Annotated in this window: 17 protein-coding genes; 10 read left to right on the plus strand and 7 right to left on the minus strand. The window is 69.2% G+C overall.

Translation table 11 applies throughout. The annotated features are described in order from the left end of the window. Positions 1 to 546, minus strand: a 546-nt coding sequence (locus AC1DYN_RS21350; RefSeq protein WP_477963119.1) for an MASE4 domain-containing protein, incomplete at its 3' end; no start/stop codon positions are given. A gap of 163 nt (positions 547 to 709) precedes the next feature. Between AC1DYN_RS21350 and AC1DYN_RS21355 the strand changes: the two genes are divergently transcribed. Then, on the plus strand, positions 710 to 925 hold the full coding sequence (locus tag AC1DYN_RS21355; RefSeq protein ID WP_477963120.1) for a hypothetical protein: 216 nt from the start codon (positions 710 to 712) through the stop codon (positions 923 to 925). Between the two features lie 19 nt (positions 926 to 944). Here AC1DYN_RS21355 and AC1DYN_RS21360 read toward each other — a convergent pair whose 3' ends face one another. Then, positions 945 to 1,556, minus strand: coding sequence for a TetR/AcrR family transcriptional regulator (locus tag AC1DYN_RS21360; RefSeq protein WP_477963121.1), 612 nt, complete (start codon positions 1,554 to 1,556; stop codon positions 945 to 947). A gap of 75 nt (positions 1,557 to 1,631) precedes the next feature. On the opposite strand from AC1DYN_RS21360, the gene AC1DYN_RS21365 reads away from it, so the two are divergent. The 6 genes from AC1DYN_RS21365 (at position 1,632) to AC1DYN_RS21390 (ending at position 5,848) form a co-directional block, all read left to right on the plus strand. Next, a complete protein-coding gene (locus AC1DYN_RS21365; protein ID WP_477963122.1) occupies positions 1,632 to 2,216 on the plus strand; it encodes a hydrolase in 585 nt (194 codons plus the stop codon). Between the two features lie 28 nt (positions 2,217 to 2,244). Continuing rightward, positions 2,245 to 2,568: a hypothetical protein gene (locus AC1DYN_RS21370; protein WP_477963123.1), complete on the plus strand. Its 324-nt coding sequence runs from the start codon at positions 2,245 to 2,247 to the stop codon at positions 2,566 to 2,568. Positions 2,569 to 2,651: 83 nt separating this feature from the next. Then, entirely contained in the window at positions 2,652 to 3,200 is a 549-nt protein-coding gene (locus AC1DYN_RS21375; protein WP_477963124.1) for a DUF2796 domain-containing protein, read from the plus strand. Further along, on the plus strand, positions 3,194 to 3,913 hold the full coding sequence (locus AC1DYN_RS21380) for an ATP-binding cassette domain-containing protein (protein ID WP_477963125.1): 720 nt from the start codon (positions 3,194 to 3,196) through the stop codon (positions 3,911 to 3,913). Before AC1DYN_RS21375 ends, AC1DYN_RS21380 begins: the two co-directional genes overlap by 7 nt. Next, positions 3,910 to 5,184, plus strand: coding sequence for an ABC transporter permease (locus AC1DYN_RS21385; protein ID WP_477963126.1), 1,275 nt, complete (start codon positions 3,910 to 3,912; stop codon positions 5,182 to 5,184). Before AC1DYN_RS21380 ends, AC1DYN_RS21385 begins: the two co-directional genes overlap by 4 nt. A 25-nt stretch (positions 5,185 to 5,209) precedes the next feature. After that, positions 5,210 to 5,848, plus strand: coding sequence for a DUF3299 domain-containing protein (locus AC1DYN_RS21390; RefSeq protein WP_477963127.1), 639 nt, complete (start codon positions 5,210 to 5,212; stop codon positions 5,846 to 5,848). 17 nt (positions 5,849 to 5,865) lie between these two features. Here AC1DYN_RS21390 and AC1DYN_RS21395 read toward each other — a convergent pair whose 3' ends face one another. Continuing rightward, positions 5,866 to 6,630 (minus strand): hypothetical protein, encoded by a 765-nt coding sequence (locus AC1DYN_RS21395; RefSeq protein WP_477963128.1) that lies wholly within the window; start codon positions 6,628 to 6,630, stop codon positions 5,866 to 5,868. 134 nt (positions 6,631 to 6,764) lie between these two features. Here AC1DYN_RS21395 and AC1DYN_RS21400 point away from each other — a divergent pair, with 134 nt between their 5' ends. The 3 genes from AC1DYN_RS21400 to AC1DYN_RS21410 are packed head-to-tail and all read left to right on the plus strand — an operon-like array spanning position 6,765 to position 9,249. After that, complete coding sequence (locus tag AC1DYN_RS21400) at positions 6,765 to 7,739, plus strand: XdhC family protein (protein ID WP_477963129.1); 975 nt, start codon at positions 6,765 to 6,767, stop codon at positions 7,737 to 7,739. A gap of 17 nt (positions 7,740 to 7,756) precedes the next feature. Next, positions 7,757 to 8,518 carry a leucyl/phenylalanyl-tRNA--protein transferase gene (aat, locus tag AC1DYN_RS21405; protein WP_477963130.1) on the plus strand — a complete coding sequence of 254 codons (762 nt, stop codon included), beginning with the start codon at positions 7,757 to 7,759 and terminating at the stop codon, positions 8,516 to 8,518. Next, positions 8,515 to 9,249 (plus strand): arginyltransferase, encoded by a 735-nt coding sequence (locus AC1DYN_RS21410; RefSeq protein WP_477963131.1) that lies wholly within the window; start codon positions 8,515 to 8,517, stop codon positions 9,247 to 9,249. Before aat ends, AC1DYN_RS21410 begins: the two co-directional genes overlap by 4 nt. Before the next feature lie 28 nt (positions 9,250 to 9,277). Here the strand turns inward: AC1DYN_RS21410 and AC1DYN_RS21415 are convergent, their stop codons facing one another. The 4 genes from AC1DYN_RS21415 to xylA form a co-directional block, all read right to left on the minus strand. Continuing rightward, positions 9,278 to 10,303, minus strand: coding sequence for a hypothetical protein (locus tag AC1DYN_RS21415; RefSeq protein WP_477963132.1), 1,026 nt, complete (start codon positions 10,301 to 10,303; stop codon positions 9,278 to 9,280). A gap of 102 nt (positions 10,304 to 10,405) precedes the next feature. Next, entirely contained in the window at positions 10,406 to 11,560 is a 1,155-nt protein-coding gene (locus AC1DYN_RS21420) for an NAD(P)/FAD-dependent oxidoreductase (RefSeq protein ID WP_477963133.1), read from the minus strand. A gap of 38 nt (positions 11,561 to 11,598) precedes the next feature. Next, positions 11,599 to 11,946 carry a hypothetical protein gene (locus tag AC1DYN_RS21425; RefSeq protein WP_477963134.1) on the minus strand — a complete coding sequence of 116 codons (348 nt, stop codon included), beginning with the start codon at positions 11,944 to 11,946 and terminating at the stop codon, positions 11,599 to 11,601. Between the two features lie 75 nt (positions 11,947 to 12,021). Continuing rightward, the gene (gene xylA, locus AC1DYN_RS21430) at positions 12,022 to 13,335 is read right to left on the minus strand and encodes a xylose isomerase (RefSeq protein ID WP_477963135.1); all 1,314 of its coding nucleotides are present in this window, start codon (positions 13,333 to 13,335) and stop codon (positions 12,022 to 12,024) included. Positions 13,336 to 13,350 lie beyond the last annotated feature (15 nt).

Here is a 13,350-nt window from a genome sequence, read left to right on the forward strand (position 1 = left end):
CAGCAGCGCTTCGCCGGCGGTGGCCAGCGCGACCAGGCCGATCGCGAGCAGCACCGCGATCAGCGGCGCGACCGGCACGCCGGACGCCGCCTGCGGCGTGCGCCGCGGCCACGCGTAAGCCAGCACGAACAGCGGGAAGCCCAGGTGCCAGAAGATGTACAGCCATGCCGTGCTGTGCTGGCCTGCGCCGAGCAGGCCGGTGGGGGTGAACAGGCCGGGGAAGCTGAGCGCATGGCCGATCACCACCAGCGCGGTGAAGAGGTAGCCGCTCGCCAGCACCGCGATCGCACGCAGCCGCACCACGCGGTACAACCCGAACAGCAGCGCCGCGGTAATGAGGTCATTGACGACGACCGCCGTCTCGTAGATCGAGATGAAGCCCGGGAAGGGCTGCAGCTTCAGCTTTGCAAACGGTACCAAGGCCAGGAACAACAGCACTGAAACCGCCAGCACGGTCATCGCGCGTCGCCGCTGCGGGCGGCTGGCCGCCTGGTTCGACAGGAAGGCCGGGCCGTCGTCGACGGCCGCTTCATTGCTTGTCCCCACGCTGTCTCCCTGCTCGGCCGGCAATACGGCCCTGGCGTGTGTGTGGTGCGACAGTTATGCCTGGAAGTGCGGCTGCGCGCAACAATTGAAACGCGGGGGAACGTGCCGCTGAAACACGACAGGATCACACTGAGCGCTGTATTTCACGCCTTGCGAGGCCCCCATGAGCGAATCCCTGTTCCTGCCGCGCGAATTGTTCGACCCGACCGCTTCGGCGAAGATGGCCGCGCCATCCGCCCCGCCCAGCGAGGCCGTGCTCGACGACCTGCAGCGCTTCAGCGCGCCGGGGCCGATGTTCGGCAGCGGCCGCAACCGCCGGCTGAAGCCGCGCGATCCGCGCGCGCCGAAGGTCGACCTGTGGCTGGACCTCGCGTCCTGACAGCCCCACGCCGCCGGGATCAGGCCTTCAGCGCCGCCCCCAGGTAAACCCGCAGCATCTCGCGCAGCTCGGCCAGCGCAGCCCGCGCGCCCGGCCCGCCGTCGGCGTTCAACGCCACCGCGGACTTCATCACCTGCTGCACCACCGCGGCCACCGCGGCGAGCCGCGCTTTCGGCAACGTGCCGGCATGCGGCGCGAGGATCTCCACCAGCTGCGCGCGCATCTGCAGCCGCACCCCTTGCACCACCTCGTGCGGCACGCCGGGCGTGTCGATCAGGCGCGCGAACGACGGGTGCGCGGCGCGAAACTCGATCAGCGCGACCGACAGCCGCCGCGCCAGCTCGTCGACGTCCCAGCCGGGGCTGGCCGCCACCATCGCCGCGAGCCGTTCCTGCAGCGCGCCCGCCTGCAGCGCGATCAGGCCCTGCGCGACGCTCTGCTTGGTCGGGAAGAACTGGTAGAGCGAGCCGATCGACGACTCGGCCTGTGCGGCGATCTCGGTCATCGTCGCGGCCTCGTAGCCCTTGTCGGCAAACACCTGGGCCGCCGCGGCCAGCAGCACCTCGATGCGCAGGTGGCCGCGCTGGCGGCGCGCACGCTCGACCGGCACGGCATCGGCTTCGCTGGACATTTGTGAGGACTTCCTCATAAAATATTTTTGTGAGGACTCCCTCACAAATCTCGTTTCTTGCAACCAGGAGCCGCCATGCTATCGCTTGATCCTTCCCGTTCCGCGCTGGTGCTGATCGACCTGCAGCAGGGCATCACCGGCTTCGGCCGCGCGCCGCACGCTGCGGCCACGGTGCTGGCGAATGCCGCCCGGCTGGCCGGCCACTTCCATGCACGCGGCGCGCTGGTGGTGCGCGTGAAGGTGGGCTGGCTGGCGGGTTTCCCGGACATGCTGAAGCAGACCACCGACCAGGCCGCGCCGACGCCGGCCGGCGGCCTGCCGCCGAACTGGTGGGACGACCCGGCCGAGCTGCCGAGCCGGCCGCAGGATCTGCAGATCGTCAAACGCCAGTGGAATGCCTTCCACGGCACCGAACTCGACCTGCAATTGCGCCGGCGCGGCATCACGACGCTGGTGCTGGGCGGCATCGTCACGCACATCGGCGTCGAGGGCACGGCGCGCGCGGCGTGGGAGCTGGGCTACCAGTTGGTGATCGCCGAGGACGCCTGCAGCGCCGCCGCCGCCGAGCCGCACCAGGCATCGATGCAGCACGTGATGCCGCGGCTCGGGCACGTGCGCAGCACCGTGCAGATCCTGGAGACACCGACCGACATGGTCTGACATGCGCGCCGGGCCCATACTGTCGGCCATGCTCTCCCGCCGAGTGCTGTGGCACGCCCTGCTTGCGCTGCTGCTGGTGTTCAGCCAGCAGCAGGCGGTGCTGCACGTGCTGGGGCACGCGCTGGGCCCGGCGCGGCTGTCGTCGCCGGCCGCGGCGTCCCACCAGGCAGACCACGACACGCTGTGCGCGCAGTGCCTGGCCTTCGCGCAGCTGGATCATCAAGCAACACCGCAGGCCGCCCTGCCGGCGCTGCTGCCGGCCCGCTTCGAACTCGCCGCCGCACCCGCGGTGGCCTCGCAGGACGCGCGCTTCGAGCCCGTCTACCGCAGCCGCGCCCCGCCGCGCGGCTGATCGCCTCCCTGCCCTGACTTCACCGCGGCCCGCTGCCGCTTGCCCGTGCACGACCGTTGCGCGGGCCCTTGGGATTTCCTGCCATGCCCTTCTCGCCTTCCTTCGCGCTGCGCGCCACCGTGGCCGCGCTCGCCTGCCTGTCCTTCCCTGCCATCGAAGCCCATGAGCCCGGGGCCCATGTGCACGGCGTCGCCGAGCTGCGCATCGTGGTCGACGGCAACCAGCTCACGATGAGCCTGGAATCGCCGCTCGACAACCTGCTCGGCTTCGAGCACGTGCCGCGCACCGACGTCGAACGCACCGCCGTGCGCCACATGGCACGCACACTGCGCGACGCGGCCGGCGTGTTCACGCCCAGCGTGGCCGCGCGCTGCCGGCCGGTGTCGGTGCGGCTCGCGTCGTCGGCAGCGCTCGGCGAATCCATCGAGACCACGCCGTCCGATGGCGACGGCCATGCCGACCTGGATGCAGACTTCACCTGGCAATGCGAGGCACCCCAGGCCCTGGCCGGCGTCGACGTCGACCTGATGCGCCACTTCCCCGGCCTGCGCCGGCTGAAGGTGCAGGTGGCGAGCCCGAAGGGCCAGGGCGCGGCCGAGCTGGTCCCCGGCAAGCGGAGCGTGACATGGTGAGCGCGCCCGTGCTGCAGGTGGACCACCTGCTGTTCCGCTGGCACCCGACACGGCCGCCCTGCCTGGACATCGAACACCTGGCGGTGCAGGCCGGCGAGCGCATCTTTTTGCACGGCCCGAGCGGCAGCGGCAAGAGCACCTTGCTCGGCCTGCTGGGCGGCGTGCTGGTGCCCGAGCGCGGGCAGGTGACGGCGCTCGGCCAGGAGGTGTCGGCGTTGGACGGCGCGGCGCGCGACCGCTTCCGCGTCGACCACATCGGCTTCGTGTTCCAGCAGTTCAACCTGGTGCCTTACCTGAGCGTGCTGGACAACGTGCTGCTGCCCTGTCGCTTCTCGGCGCACCGCGCCGCACGGGCGCTGGCCAACTCCGACGGCGACCTGCGCGACGAGGCGCGCCGCCTGCTCGAGGCGCTGGACCTGCCGCGCACGCTGCTGGCGCGGCCGGCCACGCAGCTGTCAGTCGGCCAGCAACAGCGCGTGGCCGCGGCGCGTGCGCTGCTGGGCCGGCCCGAGATCGTGATCGCCGACGAGCCGACCTCGGCGCTCGACGCGCAGACGCAGCAGCGTTTCCTGGAGCTGCTGCTGCGCGAATGCGAGGCGGCGCAAGCCAGCCTGCTGTTCGTGAGCCATGACCGGCGCCTGGCGGCCAGCTTCACGCGCGAGATCGCGCTGGCCGACCTGAACCTGGCCTCGGTCTACGAGGAGGCCGCATGATGGTGCTGCTGCGACTGGCGCTGGCGAGTGCCTGGAACCGGCGCGCCACGCTGGGCCTGACCGTGCTGGCGGTTGCGCTGTCGGTGACGATGCTGCTGGGCGTGGAGCGCAGCCGGCTGGCGGCGCGCGAGGCCTTCGCCCAATCGGTGTCCGGCACCGACCTGGTGGTGGGCGCGCGCACGAGCCCGGTGCAGCTGATGCTCTACGCGGTGTTCCGGCTCGGCGAGGCGACGAACAACGTGCGCTGGAGCAGCATCGAGGCGCTGCAGAAGAACCCGGCCGTCGCGTGGACGATCCCGCTGTCGCTGGGCGATTCGCACCGCGGCTTCGCGGTGCTGGGCACCGACGTCGGCTACTTCGAGCACTTCCGCCATGGCTACCGCCGGCCGCTGGCGCTGGCCGACGGCCGCGCCTTCAGCGGCACGGTCGACGGCGTGTTCGAGGCGGTGATCGGCGCCGAGGTGGCGCGCTCGCTGCACTACGGGCTGGGCCAGCGCATCGTGCTCAGCCACGGCAGCGGCGGCGACGGGCTGGCCGAGCATGCCGACAAGCCGTTCACCGTGGTGGGCATCCTGGCGCCCACCGGCACGCCGGTGGACCGCACGGTGCACATCAGCCTGCAGGCGATCGAGGCGATCCACCTCGACTGGCAGGGCGGCGCGCCAGTCCCGGGCCTGGCGATCGCCCCCGACCTGGTGCGCAAGTTCGACCTGCAGCCGAAGACGGTGACGGCGGCGCTGGTCGGGTTGAAGAGCCGCGGCGCGGTGTTCAAGGTGCAGCGCGACATCGACGAGTTCGAAGGCGAGCCGCTGCTGGCGGTGCTGCCCGGCGTCGCGCTGGACCAGCTGTGGCAGGTGGTGGGCGTGGTCGAGCGCACGCTGCTGGCGGTGTCGGCGCTGGTCGTCGTGGTGGGGCTGGCCGGCATGGTGGCGGTGGTGCTGGCGAGCCTGAACGAGCGGCGCCGCGAGCTGGCCATCCTGCGTTCGGTGGGGGCCGGGCCGCGCCACATCGCGGCGCTGCTGGTGATCGAGAGCGTGGGGGCCACGCTGGCCGGCGCGCTGCTCGGGCTGGCACTGCTGGCGGCGGCGGCGCTCGCGGCCGGGCCGTGGCTGCAGGCGCAGTTCGGCAGTGCGTTGCGGCCGGGGGTGTCGGGGCCGGGTGAATGGCAGTTGCTGGCCGCGGTGCTCGCGGCCGGCGTGCTGGCCGGGGCGCTGCCCGCCTGGCGCGCGACGCGCCTGTCCTTGTCCGATGGATTGACCCCGCGTCTTTGAGGAGATGATCGTGAGGAGATCGACGATGAAATCACTGAGTGCGTGGGCGCTGGCGGCATCGCTGGTGCTGTGCGCCGCCTGCAGCGATGCAGCGGATGGCCCGAAGGTGGACGACAGCCCGAAGACCGACGCGGCCGACTACCGCATCGGCGACAAGCTGGCGCCGGTGGCGGCGGCCCGTGCGGCCAGCGCGGCGGCCGCGGGCCACTACCGGCTGACGAACTGGGAAGACCTGACGCCCAAGGACTGGGACCCGATGAAGGACGTGCAGGCGTTGAGCTTCCGCATGTTCGGCGACGGCGACCCGCGCGCCCAGGCGGCGCTGGATCGCCTGAAGCGCGCATGGAACAACGCGCCGACGAACGCCGCGATGGACAACCAGCGCGTGCGCATCGCCGGCTTCGTGGTGCCGCTGGAAGGCGAGAGCGACCAGCTGCGCGAGTTCCTGCTCGTGCCCTACTTCKGCGCCTGCATCCACGTGCCGCCGCCGCCGGCCAACCAGACCATCCACGTCAAGCTCGCCAAGCCGCTGGCCGGCGTGCGCACGATGGATGCGCTGTGGGTCAGCGGGGTGCTGCACACGGCCTTCAGCGATACCGCGGTGGGGACCTCGGGGTACCGGATGGAAGGGGAAGTGACGGAGGGGTATCGGCGGAGTCGGTGACAGCTCAACCGGGAGTGTCAGCCCTTTTCGTCACCGCCCAGCACCGCGATCAGGGCATTGAACCTCTTGATCCACTCCTCATGCCCGCCAAACACTTTCATAGGATCCAGCCGGCACGGCGAGGAAGGCAGGAGCAGTTCTTGTTTCTCGCTTGGGGTCAACAGAGGGCTTTCCACGATCTCGGCAGCCACACGCAAGATGCCTTCTCCATCGCCACGCGTGATTGAATCGTCGAGCCGTTTGAGCAGCATGTCGGCCATCGTTGGCTGCGGCAAGGTCTCGGGCTGCGTGACCGCCACAGGCTTCGACACCTCGGGCTGGAAAGGTTGCGACACGAAGCCCAACGAAGTCGCACCACGACCGTCGACAGGGGGCGCGCCAGGCGATGATGGCTTGAACATTGACGCGATATCCGGCGGAGAGTAGTACTCGACAGTCAGCTCTTCGCCCTCGCGGAGAAAGGGCTTGAACAACTCGACGTTGAAGTCCTTCGCCGAGCCGGCCAGCGCGATTGGCACCAGCGGAACCTTCCGATCTTCCGCCTGGGCTTTCCACGCCTCCCAGATACCGGCTCCTTGTTCGACGAGGTAGTTCAACTGCTCCACGTTCAGCGCGCCCAGATCCAGGCCTTTGCCAAATTGGGAGAGAGCATTCTTCAGATCGTATGCGACGCTCCCCAACTCAGGGTGCGCCTGAACTGCTTTTTGCAGTTGACCGTATGGAGTCTCAGGCTGTGACGGTTGCTGGGTTCGCGGTGAAAGGCGGACAATCCTGTTGCTCATCAGTACTCCAGTTGATTGAGGCGCCATCTGAGTAACCGGAAGCAGCCCACCGTTCCAGCTCCCACCCCACGGCGCGCAAGGCGACGGGTGGCACGCTACGATGCCCCCTCGTCTTCCTCGCGCCCGCGCTCTCCATGGACAGCCTCGACCTCCAAGTCCTCACCCAAGCCCGCCAGTGGCGCACCGAAGGCCATGCCGTCTGGCTGGTCACCGTGCTCGAAACCTGGGGCTCCGCACCGCGCCCGCCCGGTGCGCTGCTCGCGATGCGCGACGACGGCTTGGTGGTCGGCTCGGTGTCTGGCGGTTGCGTCGAGGACGACCTGATCGAGCGCGTGCGCACCGGCGAGCGCGTCGCCCAGCCGGCCCTGATCACCTACGGCGTCACCAAGGAAGAGGCGGCCCGCTTCGGCCTGCCCTGCGGCGGCAACCTGCGGCTGGTGCAGGAGCCGCTGGCCGACACCGCCTGGGTCGACGAGGTGCTCGCGCGCACCCAGCGCCACGAGCTCGTCGCGCGCCGGCTCGACCTGAAGAGCGGCCGCACGCAAGTCGAACCCGCGCACCGCGGCGAAGGCTTCTCGTTCGACGGCCAGACCCTGCGCGCGCTGTTCGGCCCGCGCTGGCGGCTGCTGATCGTCGGCGCCGGCCAGTTGTCGCGCGTGCTCGCGCAGATGGCGCTGGCGCTCGACTTCGAGGTGACCTGCTGCGATCCGCGCGAGGAATACCACCTCACCTGGGACCTGCCCGGCACCACCTTCAGCCGGGCGATGCCCGACGACCTGGCGCTCGAGCTGCAGCTCGACCCGCACAGCGCAGTGGTGGCGCTGACGCACGACCCCAAGCTCGACGACATGGTGCTGCTGGAAGCGCTCAAGTCGCCGGCCTTCTACGTCGGCGCGCTCGGCTCGCGCAGCAACACCGCCCGGCGCCGCGAGCGGCTGGCGCTGTTCGACCTGACGGCCGACGAGATCGYGCGCCTGCACGGCCCGATCGGCCTCAACCTGGGCGGCAATTCGCCGGCCGAGATCGCGGTGTCGATCCTGGCCGAGATCATCGCGGTGCGGCACGGCGTCGGCGTCACGCAGAAGAAGCCGGTGGCCACGCAGGCCTGAGCTGGAGACCCGAGCGCTTGATCCCCTGGCTGCGCGACGCGCACACCCCGCTGCCCGACACGCGCCTGGCGCTGCCGCCCGGCTCCGACGCGCCCGGGCTGCTGGCCGCCGGCGGGCGCCTGACGCCCGAGCGCCTGGCCGAGGCCTATGGCAAGGGCGTCTTCCCGTGGTACAGCGAGGGCCAGCCGGTGCTGTGGTGGTCGCCCGACCCGCGCATGGTGCTGCCCGTCGCCGAGTTCAAGCTCGCCCGCTCGCTGCGCCAGGTGCTGCGCCGCTTTGCCCGCGACCCCGATTGCGAGCTGCGCATCGACGGCGACTTCCGGGCCGTCATCAGCGCCTGCGCCGGCACGCCGCGCGAGGGCCAGGACGGCACCTGGATCCTGCCCGAGATGGTGGAGGCCTACTGCCGCTGGCATGCGCTGGGCGCGGTGCACAGCTTCGAGACGCGCATCGGCGGGCAGCTGATGGGCGGGCTGTACGGCGTGTGCATCGGCCGCATGTTCTTCGGCGAATCGATGTTCTCGCACCGCACCGATGCGTCGAAGATCGCGGTGTCGGGCCTGGTGGCGTTCTGCCGGGCGAACGGCATCACGCTGATCGACTGCCAGCAGCGCACGCGCCACCTGGCGTCGCTGGGCGCGCGCGAGGTGCCGCGGGCCGAATTCGAGGCGGCCCTGCCCCCAAGACTCAGGGAGTCGCCGATCCGGGATTGGTCCTATGATCCAGCGATGTGGGCGCTGCTCGACCCTGGCGCCCCCGTGCAGGAACCCGGTCCGTGACCCACCCGAAAGAGCTTCCGCTCGCCTCGCTGCAGTTCTATGCCACCGCGCCGTACCCGTGCAGCTACCTGGGCGGCCGGATGGCGCGCTCGCAGGTGGCCACGCCCAGCCACCTGATCCATGCCGACGCCTACTCGGGCCTGGTTGCCAACGGCTTCCGGCGCAGCGGCATGTTCACCTACCGCCCGTTCTGCGACGGCTGCCGCGCCTGCGTGCCGCTGCGCGTGCCGGTGAAGGATTTCGAGCCGACGCGCAGCCAGCGCCGCGCCTGGAAGGCCCACCAGCACCTGCAGGCGCGCGTGCTGCGGCTGTGCTTCGTGCCCGAGCACTACCAGCTCTACCTGCGCTACCAGGCCGGCCGCCACAGCGGCGGCGGCATGGACAACGACAGCATCGACCAGTACACGCAGTTCCTGCTGCAAAGCCGCGTCAATTCGCGGCTGGTGGAGTTCCGCGAGCCGTCGGAAGACGGCCTGGGCGCGCTGAAGATGGTGTCCATCCTCGACATCCTGAACGACGGCCTGTCGGCGGTGTACACCTTCTACGAGCCCGAGCCGCGCACCAGCTACGGCATCTACAACGTGATGTGGCAGATCGAGCAGACGCGGCTGCTGAAGCTGCGGCACGTGTACCTGGGGTACTGGATCGCCGAGAGCAACAAGATGTCCTACAAGGCGGATTTCCGGCCGCACGAGGTGTTGGTGGACGGGGTGTGGCACGGAGCGGATTGAGCGCCTGTTTCGCGATCGGAGAACTGGATCAAGTTGAGGTGTCCTCAAGCACCGTCAACAGCGCCGCAAAGGCGGAATCACCCAGGAGCTCGGTTTTGATGCCAGGGGCCAGCCGACATTTCTCGCTCAGCATCCACTGAACGGCATTCCGTACCTCTCTGGGTTCGGCGGACCTCACGGCGGTGACGAGCATCCCGTAGACTTCGCGCAGATGCAGCTCATCGCAAGTCCTGCCCCCCTCGTCCAGTGCCTTCTCGGCCTTGCGCCACAGCTTCGAGGTTGAATCGCCTGGGTCAGTCCAGGTCTTGACCTGCTTGAAAGAAGCGGGGTCGGCGCCCAAGGCAATCGCCGTATCGAGCAGGGTCTGATAGCCCTGCGGGAACTGACGCCGGCACGTCAACATCACGCTGCCCTCTGCGAATGACAGCCTTGCAAGCACTGCAGCCGGTTCAACGCATTGCTCGCTGACATCTGCGAGCACCTTCTCGCAAAGGCCGACCAGTCTTTTGGCATCCTGGTCAACGATCGCTTCGAAGAGGGCCTGCAAGAACAGGTCGAGCATCTGCGACTGCGACAGGGCGTGGCTCAAGAAAAAGGAGCTAACTTGCTCCGTGATTGACGGATGAACAATGACCTCAGGAGCCTCAAGTGCCTTCTGCGAGGAAGGGAATTGGTCGACCTCGTCGCTGGACGACTCCTCAAGCTCAAACGTGCCTGGATCCAACTCCTCAATCAAGATCGGATGGCGCGACTGCGACAAGCACATGATGCGAAGTTTCTCTGCTTGGCAGCACCACAAATTCAACGTCAGCAATGTGCCTGTCGGCACGGTCTGTTGATGGGGGCGCAGGTCGATGCAATTGCCCTCGAATCTGAAGGCTACGAACCGAATCGCGCCGGGAATGGCGTGAAGCCACCGTGGCCAGCCCCTCAAGCCATCTGGCAGCTTGACGTACGGCAGCGCCTCCCCTCTCTTGCACAGTTGCGCAACCGTTGCCTCATCCAAAGCCAGTGCCGCGTCAACCGTCTCGACCTCAAAGGAAGACTTCGACACTGAGACACCCTGAATCTTGGGTGGCACTCCGCGGGGCGATTCTGGACGGCTGGGAGTCGGACTGACTCTGGGTGTATGCATGGTTCGTCGCTCGGAAGTTCATCACGATGCGATGAGTGAACCCATTGCGTCGTCGGTTCCATCCATCAGCCGATCCAGCACCTCGTCCGCCAGCGCCAAGCTGGCCGTCAAGCCCGGCGATTCGATGCCGAACAGGTTCACGAGCCCCGGCACGCCATGCTGCGCCGGTCCCTCGACAATGAAATCCGCCGCCGGCGATGACGCCGCCGCCACCTTGGGCCGCACGCCGCTGTACGCCGCCTGCAAGGCACCGTCCTGCAACCCCGGCCAGTAGCGCCGCACCTCGGCATAGAAGGCCTCGGCGCGCGCCGGATCCACGGTGTAGTCGATCGGCTCCCGGGTGTCGTCGGGCAGCCATTGCACGTCCGGCCCGAAGCGCGCCTGGCCGCCCAGGTCCAGCGTCAGGTGCACGCCCAGGCCGGCGCGTTGCGGCAGCGGGTAGACCAGGCGCGAGAACGGCGCCTTGCCCACCAGGCTGAAGTAGTTGCCCTTGCAGAAATGCGCCTGCGGACGCGCCGTGTCGGGCAGGGCCTCGGTGCGCTGCGCGAGCGCCGGGGCCCACAGCCCGGCGGCGTTGACGACAATGCGTGCCGCCACCGTCATCGGCTCGGCACCACCTACCTCGATCTCGTGACCCGGCGCGCCGCAGCGGATCGCCCGCACCGGCGAGGCCAGCGCGACCGTCCCACCGTGCCGCTCCAGGTCGCCTTGCAGCGCCAGCATCAGGCCATGGCTGTCGACGATGCCGGTCGAGGGCGACCACAGCGCACCGACGCACACGAGCTGCGGCTCCATCGCACGCGCCGCTGCGGCATCGAGACGCACAAGGTCGTGCACGCCATTGGCGATCGCCTTGGCCTTCAGCCCATCCAGGTCTGCGAGCTGGCCATCATCCGTCGCCACCAGCAGCTTGCCGCAGCGCCGGTGTTCGACAGCGTGCGACTCGCAGAATGCATACAGCTGCTGCCGGCCCTGTACGCACAGCCGCGCCTTCAGCGAGCCGGCCGGGTAGTACAACCCCGCATGGATGACCTCGCTGTTGCGCGAGCTGATGCCGGTGCCGATGGCCTGCGCCGCTTCGAGCACCAGGGTCTCGATGCCGCGCATCGCCAGCGCGCGGCCCACGGCCAGCCCGATGACCCCGGCCCCGACGACGACGGCTTCGATGCGCTCCATGCCCCCATTGTCGCCAAGGGGCGGTGTTCACCCGCCGTTCAGCGCCGCGCGCCGGCGGGTGCCACGTCCACCAACCGCCGCAGCGTCTTCTGCAGCACCGCATCGCCCGGCCGCATCAGTTCGTCGCACAGGTCCTCGACCTGGTCCTTCAGGCGCCGGAAGGCCGGCGCGGCCATCACGCACTGCAGGCTGCGCGGGCAGGCCTCGCCGGCGGCCAGGCAGTCGGCCTTCTCGGCACAGCCCAGCCGCTCGTCGGCCACCAGGCCGCGGATCAGCAACAGCGCCGCATCGACGTCGCTGGCCCGGGCGGCCTGTCGCAGCCGGATCGCCAGGCGCAGGTCTGGCAGGGGCGACCCGGAGGCCGGGCGTTCGACGGTGGCAGGCATGCAGGCTCCCTGGAGTCAGGAGCCCGGTGAGTAACGGCCGGGCCGGCGCGGGTTCCCGCGCCGCCGGCCACGCGCTCAGAGGTAGCGGTTCACCAGGTTCTCCAGCGCCTCCTGGCGGCCGGATTTCGGCAGCACGTCGGTGTTGCGGTCCAGCACCCGCTGCGCCACCGCGTCCAGCGTCAGCTCGCCCTTCAGCAACTGCTGGCCGAAACCGCCGCGCCAGCCGGCGTAGCGCTGCTGCAGCGCCGCCTCGAGCTTGCCGTCCTCGATCATCTGCTCGGCCACCAGCAGCGCGCGTGCGCACAGGTCCATCGCGCCGACGTGGCCGTGCAGCAGGTCTTCCGCATCGATCGACTGGCGCCGCACCTTGGCGTCGAAGTTCAGGCCGCCGCTCGTGAAACCGCCGGCCCGCTGCACGTGGTACAGCGCCAGCGCCATCTCCGGCAGGTTGTTCGGGAACTGGTCGGTGTCCCAGCCGCACTGCATGTCGCCGCGGTTCATGTCGATCGACCCGAAGATGCCCAGCGCCGCAGCGGTGGCGATCTCGTGCTCGAAGCTGTGGCCCGACAGCGTCGCATGGTTGGCCTCGATGTTGACCTTGACGTCCTGCTCCAGCCCGTAGGTCTTCAGGAAGCCGTACACCGTCGCGACGTCGAAGTCGTACTGGTGCTTGGTCGGCTCGCGCGGCTTCGGCTCGATCAGGATCGGGCCCTTCAGCCCGATCTTGTGCTTGTACTCCACCGCCATCGCCAGCAGCCGGCCCATCTGCTCCAGCTCCGACTTGACGTCGGTGTTCAGCAGCGTCTCGTAGCCCTCGCGCCCGCCCCACATCACGTAGTTGGCACCGCCCAGCTTCACGGTGGCGTCCATCGCCTCCTTCACCTGCAGCGCGGCCATCGCGAACACCTCCGGGTCCGGGTTGGTCGCGGCACCCGACATGAAGCGCCGGTGCGAGAACAGGTTGGCCGTGCCCCACAGCAGCTTCACGCCGGTGGCCTGCTGCTTCTCGCCCAGCAGGTCGACGGTGCGACGCAGCCACTCGGCGCTCTCGCGCGGCGTGCTGCCTTCGGCCACCACGTCGCGGTCGTGGAAGCAGTAGTACGGGATGCCCAGCTTGCTGAAGAAATCGAACGCGACGTCGACCTTCACGCGCGCCTGCTCCAGCGGGTCGGCAATCTGGTGCCATGGACGCTGGAAGCTGTCGCCGCCGAACGGATCGCGCCCGTCCCACACGAAGCTGTGCCAGTAGCAGGCGGCGAAGCGCAGCTGCTCTTCCATGCGCTTGCCCAGCACCACGCGGTCCTTGTCGTACCAGCGGAAGGCGAGCGCATTCGTGCTCTCGCGGCCCTCGTGGCGGATGGGCGCTATGCCCTTGAAGAAGTCGCTCATGTCTCAGGTCTCCAG

Source organism: Rhizobacter sp. P2_D12 (assembly GCF_056404395.1).

Coding starts and splice junctions, on each gene's coding strand:
- xylA (WP_477963135.1), bottom strand. CDS start 13,335: ATGAGCGACTTCTTCAAGGGCATAGCGCCCATCCGCCACGAGGGCCGC.
- AC1DYN_RS21370 (WP_477963123.1), top strand. CDS start 2,245: ATGCTCTCCCGCCGAGTGCTGTGGCACGCCCTGCTTGCGCTGCTGCTG.
- AC1DYN_RS21365 (WP_477963122.1), top strand. CDS start 1,632: ATGCTATCGCTTGATCCTTCCCGTTCCGCGCTGGTGCTGATCGACCTG.
- AC1DYN_RS21360 (WP_477963121.1), bottom strand. CDS start 1,556: ATGTCCAGCGAAGCCGATGCCGTGCCGGTCGAGCGTGCGCGCCGCCAG.
- AC1DYN_RS21425 (WP_477963134.1), bottom strand. CDS start 11,946: ATGCCTGCCACCGTCGAACGCCCGGCCTCCGGGTCGCCCCTGCCAGAC.
- AC1DYN_RS21395 (WP_477963128.1), bottom strand. CDS start 6,630: ATGAGCAACAGGATTGTCCGCCTTTCACCGCGAACCCAGCAACCGTCA.
- AC1DYN_RS21380 (WP_477963125.1), top strand. CDS start 3,194: ATGGTGAGCGCGCCCGTGCTGCAGGTGGACCACCTGCTGTTCCGCTGG.
- AC1DYN_RS21420 (WP_477963133.1), bottom strand. CDS start 11,560: ATGGAGCGCATCGAAGCCGTCGTCGTCGGGGCCGGGGTCATCGGGCTG.
- AC1DYN_RS21385 (WP_477963126.1), top strand. CDS start 3,910: ATGATGGTGCTGCTGCGACTGGCGCTGGCGAGTGCCTGGAACCGGCGC.
- AC1DYN_RS21375 (WP_477963124.1), top strand. CDS start 2,652: ATGCCCTTCTCGCCTTCCTTCGCGCTGCGCGCCACCGTGGCCGCGCTC.
- AC1DYN_RS21355 (WP_477963120.1), top strand. CDS start 710: ATGAGCGAATCCCTGTTCCTGCCGCGCGAATTGTTCGACCCGACCGCT.